General features: G+C 45.7%; 16 protein-coding genes. 14 read left to right on the top strand and 2 right to left on the bottom strand.

From position 1 onward, the window contains the following. Positions 1–19: 19 nt before the first annotated feature. The 9 genes from U9J37_RS08240 (at position 20) to nqrM (ending at position 8006) form a co-directional block, all read left to right on the top strand. Positions 20–328 carry a BolA family protein gene (locus tag U9J37_RS08240; RefSeq protein WP_005473588.1) on the top strand — a complete coding sequence of 103 codons (309 nt, stop codon included), beginning with the start codon at positions 20–22 and terminating at the stop codon, positions 326–328. A gap of 432 nt (positions 329–760) precedes the next feature. Next, a complete protein-coding gene (locus U9J37_RS08235) occupies positions 761–2101 on the top strand; it encodes a Na(+)-translocating NADH-quinone reductase subunit A (protein ID WP_038190760.1) in 1341 nt (446 codons plus the stop codon). Between the two features lie 5 nt (positions 2102–2106). Continuing rightward, complete coding sequence (locus tag U9J37_RS08230) at positions 2107–3351, top strand: NADH:ubiquinone reductase (Na(+)-transporting) subunit B (protein WP_005473496.1); 1245 nt, start codon at positions 2107–2109, stop codon at positions 3349–3351. Beyond that, positions 3341–4111, top strand: a complete 771-nt coding sequence (locus U9J37_RS08225) for a Na(+)-translocating NADH-quinone reductase subunit C (RefSeq protein WP_005473481.1) — start codon at positions 3341–3343, stop codon at positions 4109–4111. The genes U9J37_RS08230 and U9J37_RS08225 overlap by 11 nt, the downstream gene beginning before the upstream one ends. Then, a complete protein-coding gene (locus tag U9J37_RS08220; protein ID WP_005473461.1) occupies positions 4111–4743 on the top strand; it encodes an NADH:ubiquinone reductase (Na(+)-transporting) subunit D in 633 nt (210 codons plus the stop codon). The genes U9J37_RS08225 and U9J37_RS08220 overlap by 1 nt, the downstream gene beginning before the upstream one ends. Before the next feature lie 7 nt (positions 4744–4750). Then, entirely contained in the window at positions 4751–5347 is a 597-nt protein-coding gene (nqrE, locus tag U9J37_RS08215; protein WP_005436652.1) for an NADH:ubiquinone reductase (Na(+)-transporting) subunit E, read from the top strand. A gap of 33 nt (positions 5348–5380) precedes the next feature. Continuing rightward, complete coding sequence (gene nqrF, locus U9J37_RS08210) at positions 5381–6604, top strand: NADH:ubiquinone reductase (Na(+)-transporting) subunit F (protein WP_005473488.1); 1224 nt, start codon at positions 5381–5383, stop codon at positions 6602–6604. Positions 6605–6746: 142 nt separating this feature from the next. Further along, the gene (locus U9J37_RS08205; RefSeq protein ID WP_005473575.1) at positions 6747–7751 is read left to right on the top strand and encodes an FAD:protein FMN transferase; all 1005 of its coding nucleotides are present in this window, start codon (positions 6747–6749) and stop codon (positions 7749–7751) included. Positions 7752–7772: 21 nt separating this feature from the next. Beyond that, positions 7773–8006 carry a (Na+)-NQR maturation NqrM gene (gene nqrM, locus U9J37_RS08200; protein ID WP_005473545.1) on the top strand — a complete coding sequence of 78 codons (234 nt, stop codon included), beginning with the start codon at positions 7773–7775 and terminating at the stop codon, positions 8004–8006. Between the two features lie 64 nt (positions 8007–8070). Here the strand turns inward: nqrM and U9J37_RS08195 are convergent, their stop codons facing one another. After that, positions 8071–9288 carry a GGDEF domain-containing response regulator gene (locus U9J37_RS08195; RefSeq protein ID WP_005473504.1) on the bottom strand — a complete coding sequence of 406 codons (1218 nt, stop codon included), beginning with the start codon at positions 9286–9288 and terminating at the stop codon, positions 8071–8073. Positions 9289–9447: 159 nt separating this feature from the next. Here U9J37_RS08195 and dinB point away from each other — a divergent pair, with 159 nt between their 5' ends. Then, positions 9448–10515 carry a DNA polymerase IV gene (gene dinB / locus U9J37_RS08190; protein ID WP_005473465.1) on the top strand — a complete coding sequence of 356 codons (1068 nt, stop codon included), beginning with the start codon at positions 9448–9450 and terminating at the stop codon, positions 10513–10515. Positions 10516–10520: 5 nt separating this feature from the next. Here dinB and U9J37_RS08185 read toward each other — a convergent pair whose 3' ends face one another. Further along, entirely contained in the window at positions 10521–12452 is a 1932-nt protein-coding gene (locus U9J37_RS08185; protein WP_005473503.1) for a RecQ family ATP-dependent DNA helicase, read from the bottom strand. 77 nt (positions 12453–12529) lie between these two features. Between U9J37_RS08185 and U9J37_RS08180 the strand changes: the two genes are divergently transcribed. From U9J37_RS08180 to U9J37_RS08165, 4 genes are all read left to right on the top strand, one after another. Then, entirely contained in the window at positions 12530–13006 is a 477-nt protein-coding gene (locus U9J37_RS08180) for a GreA/GreB family elongation factor (protein WP_043887145.1), read from the top strand. Positions 13007–13062: 56 nt separating this feature from the next. Continuing rightward, complete coding sequence (locus tag U9J37_RS08175; RefSeq protein ID WP_038139752.1) at positions 13063–13806, top strand: YggN family protein; 744 nt, start codon at positions 13063–13065, stop codon at positions 13804–13806. A gap of 96 nt (positions 13807–13902) precedes the next feature. Further along, a complete protein-coding gene (locus U9J37_RS08170; protein WP_043887140.1) occupies positions 13903–15426 on the top strand; it encodes a sensor domain-containing diguanylate cyclase in 1524 nt (507 codons plus the stop codon). 141 nt (positions 15427–15567) lie between these two features. After that, positions 15568–16932 carry a sodium-dependent transporter gene (locus U9J37_RS08165; protein ID WP_005473500.1) on the top strand — a complete coding sequence of 455 codons (1365 nt, stop codon included), beginning with the start codon at positions 15568–15570 and terminating at the stop codon, positions 16930–16932. The last annotated feature ends 16 nt before the right edge of the window (positions 16933–16948 follow it).

The following is a 16948-nucleotide window of genomic DNA, read 5'->3' as shown; positions in this document are numbered from 1 at the left end:
AATTAAATGGTGACACACAATGCTGCAAGAAGTGATTGAAACCAAACTGCATACAGAATTTGAGCCTGAGTACCTTAAAGTTATTAATGAAAGCTACATGCACAATGTTGCTCCAGGTTCAGAAAGTCACTTCAAAGTGATCATCGTGAGTGAGAAATTTGAAGGCGTTCGATTGATCGGCCGTCATCGACTTGTCAACCAAGTGCTCGCAGATGAGTTAGCTAATCATATCCATGCTCTTTCGATTCACACTTACACAAGCTCTGAATGGAAAGAGCAGAACGGTTTAGCACCTGATAGCCCAATGTGCTTAGGTGGTTCAAAGTAGAGAGATAGAAGGGCAGCGAGAGCTGCCTTTTTAGTGCCTGTTCAGCGTACATGTGTTAACAATGTATAAACAAATAAACTGCCCGATTAGTTTTAATTCAAAATGTTTCACGATATGAATGGATAGAAACATTGCTCAGTTTGTGGATATTGGGGTTTGTGCGATGGCTCAAAGTTATGACTATTCCTTAGCCTTTTAAACTCAAATCCTTCGAAATATCCACCTTATTACCTGCATTGGTCATGGCATCAACTTCCCAAAAGATGCTAGACTATCGCACCTGATAAATCTCGCCGTTTTCTTGTAGCGAGGTTTTTAATAGGATGTTGCGATTTTGGTGTTTGAAACGATGCCAAAACCGGACACTAGTGTCGTGTCTAAAAGTTACGCAATCAAAGAATCTTTTTCCCGATAAAAGTAGTGCAAGTGCGTATGATTACAATAAAGAAGGGTTTGGACCTGCCTATCGCAGGAACTCCTACCCAGGTGATTAATGATGGTAAGACCATCAAAAAAGTCGCCTTGCTTGGCGAAGAGTACGTCGGCATGCGTCCTACTATGCATGTCCGCGTAGGCGATGAAGTAAAGAAAGCTCAAGTTCTTTTTGAAGACAAGAAGAATCCTGGGGTGAAATTTACTTCACCAGCAGCTGGTAAAGTGATCGAAATTAACCGTGGCGCTAAGCGTGTCCTTCAATCTGTTGTGATTGAAGTGGCAGGCGAAGAGCAGGTAACGTTCGATAAGTTTGAAGCTGGCCAACTAGCAAGTCTTGACCGTGAAGCGGTGAAAACTCAGTTAGTTGATTCAGGTCTTTGGACTGCTTTACGTACTCGTCCGTTCAGCAAGGTTCCAGCAATTGAGTCTTCTACACAGGCTATCTTCGTAACTGCTATGGATACTAATCCACTAGCGGCCCAGCCTGAGTTGATCATCAATGAACAACAAGAAGCGTTCGTTGCCGGTTTAGATGTGCTTTCAACTCTGACTGATGGCAAGGTTTACGTATGTAAATCAGGCGAAAGTCTTCCTCGTTCTTCTCAATCTAACGTTGAAGAGCATGTATTTGATGGCCCTCACCCAGCAGGTCTTGCTGGCACCCACATGCATTTCCTATACCCAGTAAATGCAGAGAATGTGGCGTGGAGCATCAACTACCAAGACGTTATCGCGTTTGGTCAGTTGTTCCTAACTGGTGAACTTTACACTGATCGCGTTGTTTCTCTGGCTGGTCCAGTAGTGAACAACCCTCGTCTTGTTCGTACGACTCTAGGTGCTAGCCTAGAAGACATTACGGACAACGAGTTGATGCCTGGTGAAGTTCGTGTGATTTCTGGTTCAGTACTAACTGGTACTCATGCAACTGGTCCTCACGCTTACCTTGGTCGTTACCACGTACAGGTTTCTGTATTGCGTGAAGGCCGTGAGAAGGAGCTGTTTGGCTGGGCAATGCCTGGTAAGAACAAGTTCTCGGTAACTCGCTCATTCCTTGGTCACATCTTTAAAGGTCAGTTGTTCAACATGACAACAACGACTAATGGTAGTGATCGTTCTATGGTTCCAATTGGCAATTACGAGCGCGTAATGCCGCTAGATATGGAACCTACTTTGCTCCTTCGCGATCTATGTGCTGGCGATACTGACAGTGCAGCGGCACTAGGTGTACTAGAGCTAGATGAAGAAGACGTAGCATTGTGTACCTTTGTTTGTCCTGGTAAGTACGAGTACGGTGAACTACTTCGTGAATGCCTAGATAAAATCGAGAAGGAAGGGTAATTTTCATGGCTCTTAAAAAGTTTCTTGAAGACATCGAGCATCACTTTGAGCCAGGCGGCAAACATGAAAAATGGTTTGCTCTGTACGAAGCTGTCGCGACAGTTTTCTACACACCTGGTCTAATTACAAAGAAGAGCTCACACGTTCGTGATAGCGTTGACCTGAAACGTATCATGATCATGGTTTGGTTCGCGGTGTTCCCAGCGATGTTCTGGGGTATGTACAACGCGGGTGGCCAAGCTATCGCAGCGCTTAACCACATGTATGCTGGTGAGCAACTTGCAGCTGTAGTTGCAGGTAACTGGCATTACTGGTTAACCGAAATGCTGGGCGGCACGTTAGGTGCAGAAGCCGGTATTGGCAGTAAAATGCTATTAGGTGCGACTTACTTCCTACCTATCTACGCAACGGTATTTATCGTTGGTGGTTTCTGGGAAGTGTTGTTCTGTATGGTGCGTAAGCACGAAGTTAACGAAGGTTTCTTTGTTACTTCTATCCTGTTTGCACTTATCGTTCCACCAACGCTACCTCTATGGCAAGCAGCACTAGGTATTACCTTCGGTGTTGTGGTTGCTAAAGAGATCTTCGGTGGTACTGGTCGTAACTTCCTTAACCCAGCACTTGCTGGTCGTGCTTTCCTATTCTTCGCTTACCCAGCGCAAATCTCGGGTGACGTAGTATGGACTGCAGCTGACGGCTTCTCTGGTGCAACGGCGCTTAGCCAATGGGCACAAGGTGGTAACGGTGCACTAGTGAATACAGTAACTGGCGCTCCAATCACTTGGATGGACGCATTCATCGGTAACATTCCTGGCTCTATTGGTGAAGTATCAACACTTGCACTTATGATTGGCGCAGCGATGATCGTTTACATGCGAATCGCTTCTTGGCGCATCATTGCAGGTGTGATGATCGGTATGATTGCAACAGCAACGCTGTTTAACGTAATCGGCTCTGATACTAACCCAATGTTCAACATGCCATGGCACTGGCACCTAGTTCTTGGTGGCTTTGCATTCGGTATGTTCTTTATGGCAACAGATCCTGTATCCGCTTCATTTACCAACAAAGGTAAGTGGTGGTATGGCGCGCTAATTGGCGTGATGTGTGTACTGATTCGTGTAGTTAACCCAGCGTATCCAGAAGGTATGATGCTGGCGATTCTATTCGCGAACCTGTTTGCACCTCTGTTCGACCATGTAGTTATCGAGAAGAACATCAAGCGGAGACAAGCACGCTATGGCAAGTAATAACGACAGCATTAAAAAGACGCTGGGTGTTGTTATCGGGTTGAGCCTTGTTTGTTCAATCATCGTTTCAACAGCAGCCGTGGGTCTACGCGATAAGCAAAAAGCTAACGCTGTACTAGATAAGCAAACTAAGATTGTTGAAGTTGCTGGCATTGACGCTGAAGGTAAGAAAGTACCTGAGCTATTTGCCCAGTACATTGAACCGCGTCTAGTTGACTTCAACACAGGTGATTTCCTTGACGGTGACGCAGCAACTTACGACCAACGTAAAGCTGCTAAAGATCCTGCTGAATCTATCAAGCTAACGGCTGAAGAAGATAAAGCGAAGATCCTACGTCGTGCAAACACTGGTGTTGTATACCTAGTGAAACAAGGCGATGAAGTATCAAAGATCATCCTTCCAGTACACGGTACTGGTCTATGGTCAATGATGTACGCTTTCGTTGCAGTTGAAACTGACGGTAACACTGTGTCTGGTATCACTTACTACGAGCAGGGTGAAACTCCTGGACTTGGTGGTGAAGTTGAGAACCCAACATGGCGTGCTCAGTGGGTTGGCAAGAAACTGTTCGATGAAAACCACAAGCCTGCAATCAAGATTGTGAAAGGTGGCGCTCCGCAAGGTTCTGAGCATGGTATCGACGGTCTTTCTGGTGCAACACTAACTGGTAACGGTGTTCAAGGCACATTTGATTTCTGGTTAGGCGATATGGGCTTTGGTCCATTCCTAGCAAAAGTTCGTGACGGAGGTCTGAACTAATGTCTAGCGCACAAAACATTAAAAAGAGCATCTTAGCGCCAGTATTGGATAACAACCCAATCGCGCTACAGGTTCTTGGTGTATGTTCTGCTCTTGCAGTAACAACTAAACTAGAGACTGCATTCGTTATGACTCTAGCGGTTATCTTCGTAACTGCGCTGTCTAACTTCTGTGTATCTCTAATCCGTAACCACATTCCTAACAGTGTGCGTATCATCGTTCAGATGGCGATCATCGCATCTCTAGTAATCGTGGTAGACCAAGTGCTAAAAGCTTACCTATACGATATCTCTAAGCAGCTATCTGTATTCGTAGGTCTGATCATCACGAACTGTATCGTAATGGGTCGTGCTGAAGCATTCGCAATGAAGTCTGCGCCACTACCATCTCTAATCGACGGTATTGGTAACGGTCTTGGTTACGGTTTCGTTCTTATCACTGTTGGTTTCTTCCGTGAACTGTTTGGCTCAGGCAAACTGTTCGGCATGGAAGTACTTCCTCTAGTGAGCAACGGTGGTTGGTACCAGCCAAACGGTCTGATGCTACTAGCACCGTCTGCATTCTTCCTAATCGGCTTCCTAATCTGGGCAATCCGTATTCTGAAACCAGAACAAGTAGAAGCGAAGGAGTAAGGACGTCATGGAACATTACATTAGCTTATTAGTTAAATCGATTTTCATCGAAAACATGGCTCTGTCTTTCTTCTTGGGTATGTGTACTTTCCTTGCAGTATCTAAGAAGGTTAAGACTTCATTTGGTCTAGGTGTAGCGGTAGTTGTTGTATTAACCATCGCTGTTCCAGTAAACAACCTAGTTTACAACCTAGTACTAAAAGAGAACGCTTTAGTTGAAGGTGTTGATCTTAGCTTCCTAAACTTCATCACCTTTATCGGTGTAATCGCGGCCCTTGTACAGATTCTAGAAATGGTTCTAGACCGCTTCTTCCCGCCTCTGTACAACGCACTAGGCATCTTCCTACCGCTGATCACAGTAAACTGTGCAATCTTCGGTGGTGTATCTTTCATGGTACAGCGTGACTACAACTTTGCTGAATCTGTTGTTTACGGTTTCGGTTCTGGTGTGGGCTGGATGCTAGCTATCGTCGCTCTTGCAGGTATCCGTGAGAAGATGAAGTACTCTGACGTACCTCCAGGTCTACGTGGTCTTGGTATCACGTTTATCACTGTAGGTCTTATGGCGTTAGGCTTTATGTCTTTCTCTGGTGTTCAACTGTAAGTCGGGTAAACCGCAACAATTAAGGAATAGTCAATGGACATTATTCTTGGTGTAGTGATGTTTACTCTGATCGTACTTGCGCTAGTACTAGTGATTCTTTTCGCTAAGTCTAAGCTTGTACCAACAGGTGACATTACAATTTCTGTGAACGGTGACGACTCGCTTGCTATCGTTACACAACCAGGCGGTAAGCTTCTGGGTGCTCTAGCTGGTGCTGGCGTATTCGTTTCTTCTGCTTGTGGTGGCGGTGGCTCTTGTGGTCAGTGTCGCGTAAAAGTTAAATCAGGTGGTGGTGACATCCTACCAACCGAGCTTGACCATATTACTAAAGGTGAAGCCCGTGAAGGTGAGCGTCTAGCGTGTCAGGTTGCAATGAAAACTGACATGGACATCGAACTTCCTGAAGAGATCTTCGGCGTTAAGAAGTGGGAATGTACAGTTATCTCTAACGATAACAAAGCGACATTCATCAAAGAGCTTAAGCTACAAATTCCAGATGGCGAATCAGTACCTTTCCGTGCTGGTGGTTACATCCAGATTGAAGCACCAGCTCACCACGTTAAGTACGCTGACTTCGATGTACCTGAAGAGTACCGTGAAGATTGGGACAAGTTTAACCTGTTCCGTTACGAGTCTAAAGTAAGTGAAGAGACTATCCGTGCTTACTCAATGGCTAACTACCCTGAAGAAGAAGGCATTATTATGCTAAACGTGCGTATCGCTACGCCGCCGCCTAATAATCCTGATGTACCACCTGGTATCATGTCTTCGTTTATCTGGTCTCTTAAAGAAGGCGACAAGTGTACTATTTCTGGTCCATTTGGTGAGTTCTTCGCGAAAGACACAGACAACGAGATGGTCTTCGTTGGTGGTGGTGCGGGTATGGCGCCAATGCGTTCGCATATCTTCGACCAACTTAAGCGTCTGAAGTCTAAGCGTAAGATGTCTTTCTGGTACGGTGCCCGTTCGAAGCGCGAAATGTTCTACGTAGAAGATTTCGATGGCCTAGCAGCTGAAAACGACAACTTCGTATGGCACTGTGCACTGTCTGACCCTATGCCAGAAGATAACTGGGATGGTTACACAGGCTTCATCCACAACGTACTGTACGAAAACTACCTGAAGGACCATGAAGCGCCTGAAGATTGTGAGTACTACATGTGTGGTCCACCGATGATGAACGCTGCTGTTATCGGCATGCTGAAAGATCTAGGTGTAGAGGATGAAAACATCCTACTGGATGACTTCGGTGGTTAATCTACCTAAGTGATTGAATCTATGGCTGGCTCGATTGAGTCAGCCATTTCTTTTTCGGTTTTCCGAATTGATAGAGGCAAGGTTGATTGGCTTCAGTCTCATTCCCTCTATCCATTTAATAAACGACAATAGGAGTTAACAAGTGAAAAAGTGGCTTGTTGCATTTGCTTCTCTATTGGTTTTAGCGGGTTGTGAAAAGCCGGCTGAACAGGTACACCTAACTGGCCCAACGATGGGTACGACTTACAATATTAAGTATATTTCTGCTGATGGCGTTCCTTCACCAGAGGTATTACAAAAAGAAGTCGATCGTTTACTGGAAGAAGTGAACGATCAAATGTCGACGTATCGTAAAGACTCAGAGCTGAGTCGCTTCAACCAGAGTCAATCTGCGGATGCCTTCGAAGTTTCGCCGCAAACCGCGACGGTAGTGAAAGAAGCAATACGTTTAAACGGTCTTACTCAAGGTGCATTAGATGTGACAGTTGGACCATTGGTGAACTTATGGGGATTTGGCCCTGAAGCTCGTCCAGAGGTCGTACCTACAGATGAAGAGCTCGCGCAGCGTAAAGCGATGACGGGCATAGAGAACCTTTCTGTAGTAGGCAACACTCTTCAAAAATCGATTCCAAATCTGTATGTGGACTTGTCTACGATAGCAAAAGGGTGGGGCGTGGATGTGGTCGCAGATTACATTCAATCTCAAGGTATCCAAAACTACATGGTTGAAGTCGGTGGTGAGATGCGTCTCAAAGGGCTAAACCGTGAAGGTGTCGCTTGGCGAATTGCAATAGAGAAACCGTCAGTGGAAGAGCGCGCTATTCAAGAGATCATTGAACCGGGTGACATGGCCATCGCGACATCAGGCGATTACCGCAACTATTTTGAGCGAGATGGAGTTCGTTATTCGCACATTATTAACCCAGCAACAGGCAAGCCTATCAACCACAAAGTGGTATCGGTTACGGTGCTCGATAAATCATCGATGACAGCCGATGGCCTAGCAACAGGGCTGATGGTGCTTGGTGAAGAGCAAGGCATGAAAGTTGCCGAAGAAAACAATATCGCCGTGTTTATGATTGTGAAAACTGATGACGGATTTAAAGAGTTAGCTTCATCCGCCTATAAACCGTACATGAACAAATAAGACCTAAGTGAGCATGTCAGTATGAATACATTTCTAATTACCTTTGGTGTGTTTATGGCAGTGATTGGCGCAATGTCAATTGGCTATATTATCCAAAAGAAAGTTGTAAAAGGGAGCTGTGGTGGCTTAGGTGCAGTTGGTATCGAAAAAGTTTGCAACTGCCCAGAACCATGTGATGCGCGTAAAAAGCGCGAAGCTCGTGAAGCAGCCCGTCAAGAAAAGCTGGCGGCGTGGGAAAAAGATCGCATTGCTTAACGAAAAACGCCCAAGTTCAACTTGGGCGTTTTTGTCTCTATGTCATAGTGGACTAAATGCATAGTCAACCGGTCGCGACAATCTGATTACGCCCTCTTTCCTTCGCGACGTAGAGGCGGTCATCGGCGATTTTAATCTGCTCGTTCAGCGAGGCTTCAAGTGAGCAGACACCGATACTTATGGTTACATTGATTTCTTGTTGGTTGTGCTTGATTGGCGTCTTTTGGAGTCGTTGACGCATCTGCTCTAGCCGAGCAATGAACTCTTTATTATCCGAACATGATTGAATGCAAAACTCTTCACCACCAAAGCGAGCAACGACATCGTCAGGGAAGTAAATTTTTAAGATATTGGCGACAGTGACGAGCGCGGCATCCCCACCATCGTGACCATAGGTGTCATTGACCTTCTTGAAATGATCAATATCCAACATTGCGATACTGCGCTTCTCACACCCTGAACAAACCTGATTGAATAAGAAACGACGATTCCAAAGCCCAGTTAAAGCATCTTGGTTGGCCATGCGGTAGAGATTATCTGTGGCTTCTTTCATATCCAGCAACTGGTGAACGCGGCAGTAAAACTCTTCATGATTAAACGGTTTATTCAGGTAATCATTGGCACCCGCTTTAAGAAATCGAGCCGTCATCGTACTGTCATCACTTCCAGAGACTCCCAGAATCGCAAGACTGTTTTTATCATACTGTTGGCGAATCTCACGAGTCATGGTGATACCATCTTTGCTAGGCATATCATGGTCAGTAATGATGAAAGTGATGTCACTGTTTTCCGCTAGCTTGTGCAGAGCGTCGCTGCCATTTACGGCTTGGGTCGTTCGAATGTACTGATGCTCGAGAAGTTGGCTGACGTGGCGACGTACAGTTTGAGAGTCATCCACGACCAAAGCGTGATGGTTGACGTTGTTGATCAGACGCTTAGCCAACGGAAGTAAGTAAGACACCGAAGCCATACTGTCTTTAAGGATGTAGTCAACAACGCCCTTTGCAAGAAAATAATCGCGGGTTTGCTCGTTAAAAGTCCCGGTAAGAACAATAACTTTTTGCTGATGCTCTAGAACAAGATCGATGACCTCCCCATCTTGAGCATCGGGCAAGCAATAATCGAGCACCGCAAAATGGAACTCACCATGAGTGTCTAACGCTTGTTGCGTCTCTTGATAAGTCTCACACCCTATGACGTGACAACCTAACGACTCCAGCTGTTGAACAAGATAATTTCGGTAAGCTCGACTATCCTCGACCACCAATACTTTGTTGCCCAAACGGTGACTCCCTATCTCTAGATTCTGTTTCCTAATAATAACTGGATATTCTGATACTTCTATAAGCACAGTACAAAAATTGGCTTTTCACCACGCTATTGGCGACAGGGGGATAAAGGTTTATACTGTTTTTATATACAGTCTTTTTGGTGCGGGTGTATGAGCGAAGAAACGATCAGAAAAATCATCCATGTGGACATGGATTGCTTTTATGCCGCAGTTGAAATGCGCGACAACCCCAGTTATCGAGGGCGCCCTCTTGCTGTTGGTGGTCATGAAAAGCAGAGGGGGGTATTGAGCACGTGCAATTACGAGGCGAGAAAATTCGGTATTCGCAGCGCTATGCCCACAGCGAGAGCGCTACAACTATGCCCTCACTTGCTGGTTGTTCCGGGGCGCATGCAAGTCTATAAACAAGTATCTCAGCACATTCGAGAGATTTTTTCTCGTTACACTTCTCTTATCGAGCCTTTGTCTCTGGATGAAGCATTTCTGGATGTCACTCACTCACAGCAATGTCGCGGTAGTGCTACCTTGATCGCAGAGGCTATTCGGCGAGACATTTTTGAAGAGCTTCAATTGACGGCATCGGCAGGCATCGCGCCCGTGAAGTTTCTGGCCAAAGTCGCATCGGATATGAATAAGCCCAATGGGCAATATGTGATCACCCCTGATCGAGTCCAAGAAGAAGTCGATAAGTTGCCACTTGAGAAAATTCCGGGTGTGGGCAAGGTGAGTTTGGAGAAACTGCATCAAGCGGGTTACTTTGTGGGCAAGGACATCAAGGAGAGTGATTATAGGGAGTTATTGCTTCGCTTTGGGCGCTTGGGTGCGTCGTTGTGGAAAAAAAGCCATGGTATTGATAATCGTGAGGTCATTGTTGAGCGTGAGCGAAAATCGGTTGGCGTAGAGAGAACATTTTCTGAAAACATTTCGAGTTACGATCAATGTTGGCGTGTGATTGAGGAGCGATTGTTCCCTGAACTCGAAAAGCGCCTGATAAAAGCTTCACCAAATAAAGCCATCATTAAGCAAGGCATCAAGCTGAAGTTTGCCGATTTCCAATTAACCACGATTGAACACATTCATTCAGAGCTCGATCTCGACCATTTTAAGCAACTGCTACGAGATATCCTCAAGCGCCAAAATGGTCGAGAAATTCGACTGTTAGGCTTGAGTGTCATGCTCAAGCCAGAACTGCAAACCAAGCAGTTAAGTTTCTTCTAGTTGGTTTACTGAGTTTGTTCAACCCACTGTTTGACCTCTTCAAATGGGGTGGTCTCATATTGCCCAAATCCAGGGAGCGTACGCGCTTTAATCTTGGTAAAAAATGGAGTGGCAATTCCACATAGAAATTTCGTTTTCAGCTGTGACGTGAGTGGTCTCCTCGCTTTCTCTTCCAACTGAGTAAGCCAACCGTCAATTAAGTGCTTGTTAGAGTTTGGTTGAGAGCATTTGGGCAATACGGCGATCTCTCCTCGACAAACGCTGCAATGTCCACACTGCGTTGGGGCGGCTTTGTCTCCAAAATAGTGTGCTAGCCTTGAGCTTAAGCACTGATCCGATTGGAAAAAATCGATTAAGTGATGAATGCGCGAAATATCGCTGCTCTCTTTTTCATGGAATAGAGTTGCTAGTTTTGACACCACAGCGCTAATATTTGGCGCTTTTTCGACATGGTAAACCTCAGTCATTAACTTACTTTCAAGCTCAATCCACCCCTTCTCATTAAAATAATCGAGCGCCGCGATAGAGCGGGCGCGATCGCCTTGAAATTGATGCCACAGCGTATCAAAGTCTACCTGGCACCAAGTTCTGGCTTGTGGAGAGCAATTAAACAACGCTTGAATGAATTGGCGACGTTCAGGATCAAAGTGGTCAATAATGCGTTGCTTGTCGAGTAAGAATTTAAATCGATAATCGGCAAAATAACTATATTTAGAACGTATCACCCCTTCCATTTCCAAATAGACCAGAAGGGTTTTTAACGGCAGTTGGCGGATATTACATTCAGAAGATAGACGGCTCAGCACGATCTCCCATTGAGGGACCGATTGTTGTGCTTGTTCAATGACGCTCTGGATTTCATCGGGTTCCGGGGTGTCGCCATAGATAAAGTTTTCAAGCGTACTGATGCCATTTTGGTTGCCGAGTAAAACACAATGAGAGAGGTTGCCGTCTCTGCCTGCTCGACCGATTTCTTGAGCATAATTTTCAATAGATTTTGGTAAGTCGTAGTGGATGACTCGACGTATGTCGGATTTGTCGACGCCCATGCCAAATGCAATCGTCGCGACAATGCAGTCTATGTCACCTTTCATAAAGTGGCTTTGAATCTGCTCTCGATCGTCATTGTTCATACCGGCGTGATAGGCATTCGCATTGATACCACTATCACGAAGTAGTGTTGCTACTTGTTCAGCGGCACTTTGTAGAGTGACATAAACGATGGTTGGCGCTTTGGGATTGGATTGAAGCAGCTTGACCAGTGTTTCGGGCTTTTGGTCATCATCACAAGGTGTGACCGAAATATCGAGGTTGGGGCGGTAGAATCCAGTGGTCACGATATGGTTTGGTTCGATGGAGAACTTTTGCTGCATATCTTGAATAACAGCCTGTGTTGCCGTGGCGGTTAAAAGTAGCACTTGCTCAATGTTGAGCTCTTTCTGGTATAGCGGCAGCTTAAGGTAGTCAGGGCGAAAGTTGTGCCCCCATTCAGAGATACAGTGGGCTTCATCAACCACCAATAATGAGATGGGAACCTGCGAGATAAATTGGCGAAAACGCTCATTTTTAAGTCGTTCTACTGAAATCATCAACACCTTTATTTGCCCTTGCTTCACGCCATCCATAACCTGTCGAGATTCCTCTTTTGTTTGGCTGGAATCAATGGATGCGGCAGGTATCTGCTTGCTTTTGAGAAACTCGAGTTGGTCTTTCATTAACGCAAGAAGGGGAGACACAACCAAGGTTAAGTGCGGCAACATCACCGCGGGCAGTTGATAGCAGAGAGATTTTCCTGACCCTGTTGGAAAGATGGCGGCTGAAGAGTGACGTTCTAGGACATGCTCGATCACTTGCTGTTGCCCCAACCTGAGTGACTCGAAGCCGAAAATGCGATTCAGGGTGTGTTGAATATCCAGTTGATGGTTTGAAGGTTCCATAGCGCCTTTGCCAGTATCTTTCCGTTGCAATGCACACTATTCTAGGAGGAATCGCAGTAATGGAACATGATTTTAGTATGAATAAGTTGGATCTAAGGCAGACTATCCTCGATTCACTTGAGCAAAAGTGGCGAGTCGCCCAGAGTTCGATGCAAAGGGCAGTGGAATCAGCAACTGATGAAGAGACCGTACCGGAGCATAAATATGATACTTTGGCGCTCGAGGCCTCGTACCTAGCCCATGGTCAAGCGGTTCGTGTACAGGAGTGCGAACGGGAAATTCGAATGTTCCGAGAACTCGAATTGCCAAAATCGCCACAACACGTTGTGCTGGGGAGCTTGGCCGCGGTCGTTGATATGAGCGATCGAACTCAATATTTTTTTGTCGCTCCTTGTGCAGGTGGTTTGAAAGTTGAGCTTGATGGTACTGAAGTGCTGGTGGTGACTTTTCAATCTCCACTTGGGCTGGCGTTGAAGGGGAAGTCTGTGGGCGATGAGTTGGAATACCAAGTGTCGTCCACGACGTTTTGTTACGAAATAGAAACCATAAGCTGACAAAATAGGTATTGAGTTTTGTTATGGTAACGATGAATCAACATAGTGAGAAGAGTATGAAAAAGGTATTACTGACGCTTCCATTGCTTTTATCTAGCCACGTTTATGCGGCTCAATGCCAAGTCGATATCAAGAACGAAATTCACTTGAGTGGGGACAAACTTGAGATTCATCAAGCAAGCGGAGAGGCAGCTGTTCTAGATAAGCAGAACAACCTGATCATTCAGGGGGAAACCATCACCTTGAACTCGGAACAAAAACAGGCGGTGAGCAACTATCGTGAGAGCCTCAATGAGTACTTACCGCGCGCGAAACAAATTGCGCAAGATGGCTTAGCGTTGGCAAACGATATAGTAGATGATGTTGCAGAGAGTTTTGATGCGCCAGAAGCTTTTGATGGCGTTAAACAATCCATGAAACAGTTCTACGCTGACATTGAAGCTCGCTACTACCAAAATGGCGATCTGATTCTCCCTGCTGAGAGCTTTGACTCGCTAGCTAAGACTTGGAATGATGATTTAGATAAAGCGATGGCCCTTTTTAATCAAGAGTTTATTACGAGTGCATTCGGGGCAATGTCTGAAAAAATGAAAGCGGAAGGCGGTCTCAACTTGACAGAAATGGCCAACTCGATGGCAGAGTTGAAAGAGCGTATCGCGAATCGAATTGCTGAGCACCAGTCTCAGGTTGAACAGCAAAGCGAGGATTTTTGTGATTCGCTTGGTGAAATTGCCGAACAAGAACAGCAACTGCATCAAAAAATACCTCAACTTAAAGACTATAAGGTCTTTACCATCTAAACTTTAAGAGCACCGATAGGGTGCTCTTTTTGTAGACAATCTCGTATGGATTGTATTTAATCCCCGCTCATTTAGGAGCAGTGTATCAAGCGTTTCGTGCAGATATCTAATTTCTCGATCAAACAACTTACGGTTATCGCCTCCATCATGATGGCGGTGACCTTTGTACTTTTCTATTTAACGTTCCGATATTTTTGGACCTACGATACCGCGGTTGAGCTGGCTATTGAGCGGCAAAATGAGGAAGTTCGTCGGGTTAAGACCCTCATACACCTACAAAAAAATGATTTAGCCAAAAGCATTTCAGATTACGCTGCATGGGATGAAGTCGTCGATTTTATCGAGGGTAACAACGACGATTTGCTGGTCGATAGCATCAACGAACATTCGTTTTCGGCATTGCAGATAAACGGTGTGTTTATTTTTGATGCCGATGTGAGCCTGATGTGGGGAAGGATGTACGATTACATCTACAAGCAAGAACTTTCCTATGATGAGATTCGCTATAAATTTGGTGCGCTCTTAGCAGAGAGCCTACGATCTCGCACGGATAGAATTACGCCGTTTGTTCGATTTCTCGTTCTTAACGAACAGCCACATTTGTTAGCGACCTCGCGAGTGTGTAATAGCGATGCTATCGACTGCGACAAAGGCTACATGATGATACTCAAACCTGTGGGAGAGACTTTCAGTCGTACGTTGCAACAAGCCACAGGGCTTCAAGTTCATATTAAAACGAAGCGAGATGACGACACAATTTTGGATCACGCTCAGGATAACATCTCCATTATTGAGAAGAATGATTATAGAAATGATGAGACGGTGTTTCTTGAAATTCACCACTCAGTAAAGTTGCCCCCGTTTATCACTTGGGGAGAGCTTTCGGCCGTGTTGGCTTTTGCCGTGTTTATGTTCGCGTTTAACTTGAGTGTGGTGCACATTATGGTTCGTCCAATCAAACGGGCTCGTAGCGCGTTGGACCAATTGATGAGTGGCGAGTCCTCGCAACTGACGCAACAAGATACGTTTATTTCTTATGAAATGCGTGATTTTGTCTACCGAGTCAATGAAGTTATAAGCCAGCTCGAAAGCAAGCAGCAAGAACTTGAATGGATCGCTCATCATGACGCGTTAACCAAAGTCGGCAATCGGCGCAGTCTCCAGCAGCATTGGCAAACGTTAGTCGAAAAACAGCCGAAGCACACGAGCTTGCTTCTCATCGATATTGATTTCTTTAAACCGTTCAATGATCACTATGGACACGTTGAAGGTGACAATGTTCTTCAGCAAGTCGCCACTGCACTTAAAGAGGCACCGACTGAAAGCTCGAAGTTTGTTGCTCGCTTTGGTGGCGAAGAGTTTTGTGTGGTCTTGAGCAATGACTCACCGCTCAATAACCGGCAAGAAGCTGAGTGGCTCAGAGCTGCAGTAGAAACACTGAAGATTCGTCACCACTATTCACCGATTGCTGCCCACCTGACGGCTTCCATTGGCGTGGCCGACTGCGGTTTACAGCCCTTAGGTGACTTACAAGATCTGTTTTTGGTGGCGGATCGCGCGCTCTATGAAGCAAAAGATGCAGGACGTAACCAAGTGGTGATTCATTTCTCTGAGCGTTAAGTTCTGTGTCATCTTTTTTTTACAGATAAAGCTGACTGTTTTTTATCCCATCGACTTTAATTAAGTTCCAATATCATTGCTGATTGTAGATTTTTCTTTTATTGTACTAGTCAACTAGTTCAATGGTGCAGGTGAAGTTGTATGGCACAAGTAGATACCTCTCAATCTCGTGAACATTTTGGTTCACGTCTTGGTTTTATTCTGGCTGCGGCAGGTGCTGCGGTTGGCCTAGGTAACATTTGGGGATTTCCAACTCAAGCAGCGAGTAATGGCGGTGGTGCGTTCTTGCTTGTTTATTTGGTGATGATTCTTGTTGTTGCCTTCCCTATGCTGGTGGTCGAGATGGCGATTGGTCGCCACGGGCAAGCTAACCCTGTTGATAGCATGCGTTCGTTGACCTCGAACCCTATTGGTAAGCGTGTTGGTGCAGCGGTAGGCTGGATTGGCTTAAGTGTCCCAAGTGCGGTACTGGCGTTTTACAGTATTGTTGGTGGTTGGTTGATTTGCTTCCTGTTAGGCGCAATCACGGATGTGTTGGGCATGGAAGCTGCGACGGCTTGGTTTAAAGGTTTCAGTGTTGAACGTAACCTTTTCGGTACCATCACTTTTTACGTTCTGACGATTTTAATTGTTCAAGGCGGGGTGAAGCAGGGCATAGAGAAATGGTCGACTCGCCTGATGCCTGCGCTGTTTGTGCTGTTTGGTCTGCTTTTTATCTACATCATGACGCAAAGCGGTGCGATGGAAGGGTTAAAGCACTACTTGATCCCAGACTTTGAGAAAGTAATGGACCGCAAGTTAATCTTAGCGGCGATGGGGCAAGGGTTCTTCTCGCTGACGATTGGCGGTTGTTCGATGCTGATTTATGGCTCTTATCTGAGTAAGAAAGAGAACTTACCGAAGATGGCGATGAACGTTACGCTCGTGGATACTGCAGTTGCATTTATTGCTGGATTGGTGGTTATGCCTGCGATGTTTGTTGCGATGCAAAAGGGCGTGCAGATTTATGCTGAAGATGGTTCGCTACTCAGCTCTGATACCTTAGTGTTCACAGTGCTGCCACTGATGTTTGACAGTTTAGGCTTGCTTGGTCAACTGTTTGCCATTGTGTTCTTCTTGCTACTAACCATTGCCGCCTTGACGTCATCTATCTCGATGCTGGAGTGTCCGGTTGCTCTGGTCAGTGAGCGCTTCAATACAAAACGTACGTCAACGAGTTGGGTACTTGGTGGCTTGATTGCGCTGTTGAGTGTCATCATCGTGTACAACTTTGGGGAGCTATTTGGATTGGTGGCGATGGTTGCTACTCAATATCTGCAGCCAGCAGCAGCTTTACTATTCTGCTTATTTGGTGGCTGGGTATGGAATCGCCATTCTAAGATTAAAGAGCTAGAGCAAGGGTGCCCGGAGTTTACTCAGGGGTGGTTTGGTAAGCTATGGCCAGCTTACGTGAAGTTTGTCTGCCCGATCCTTGTCGCGACTGTTATTTGGGCATCATTTGGTTAATTGTCTAAACCTCACC

The sequence above is a fragment of the Vibrio sp. 16 genome (assembly GCF_963681195.1).
Classification (GTDB): Bacteria; Pseudomonadota; Gammaproteobacteria; order Enterobacterales; family Vibrionaceae; genus Vibrio; species Vibrio sinaloensis_D.
This window is presented reverse-complemented; position numbering and strand designations above follow the sequence as displayed.

Coding starts and splice junctions, on each gene's coding strand:
- U9J37_RS08240 (WP_005473588.1), top strand. CDS start 20: ATGCTGCAAGAAGTGATTGAAACCAAACTGCATACAGAATTTGAGCCT.
- U9J37_RS08235 (WP_038190760.1), top strand. CDS start 761: ATGATTACAATAAAGAAGGGTTTGGACCTGCCTATCGCAGGAACTCCT.
- U9J37_RS08230 (WP_005473496.1), top strand. CDS start 2,107: ATGGCTCTTAAAAAGTTTCTTGAAGACATCGAGCATCACTTTGAGCCA.
- U9J37_RS08225 (WP_005473481.1), top strand. CDS start 3,341: ATGGCAAGTAATAACGACAGCATTAAAAAGACGCTGGGTGTTGTTATC.
- U9J37_RS08220 (WP_005473461.1), top strand. CDS start 4,111: ATGTCTAGCGCACAAAACATTAAAAAGAGCATCTTAGCGCCAGTATTG.
- nqrE (WP_005436652.1), top strand. CDS start 4,751: ATGGAACATTACATTAGCTTATTAGTTAAATCGATTTTCATCGAAAAC.
- nqrF (WP_005473488.1), top strand. CDS start 5,381: ATGGACATTATTCTTGGTGTAGTGATGTTTACTCTGATCGTACTTGCG.
- nqrM (WP_005473545.1), top strand. CDS start 7,773: ATGAATACATTTCTAATTACCTTTGGTGTGTTTATGGCAGTGATTGGC.
- dinB (WP_005473465.1), top strand. CDS start 9,448: ATGAGCGAAGAAACGATCAGAAAAATCATCCATGTGGACATGGATTGC.
- U9J37_RS08185 (WP_005473503.1), bottom strand. CDS start 12,452: ATGGAACCTTCAAACCATCAACTGGATATTCAACACACCCTGAATCGC.
- U9J37_RS08180 (WP_043887145.1), top strand. CDS start 12,530: ATGAATAAGTTGGATCTAAGGCAGACTATCCTCGATTCACTTGAGCAA.
- U9J37_RS08175 (WP_038139752.1), top strand. CDS start 13,063: ATGAAAAAGGTATTACTGACGCTTCCATTGCTTTTATCTAGCCACGTT.
- U9J37_RS08165 (WP_005473500.1), top strand. CDS start 15,568: ATGGCACAAGTAGATACCTCTCAATCTCGTGAACATTTTGGTTCACGT.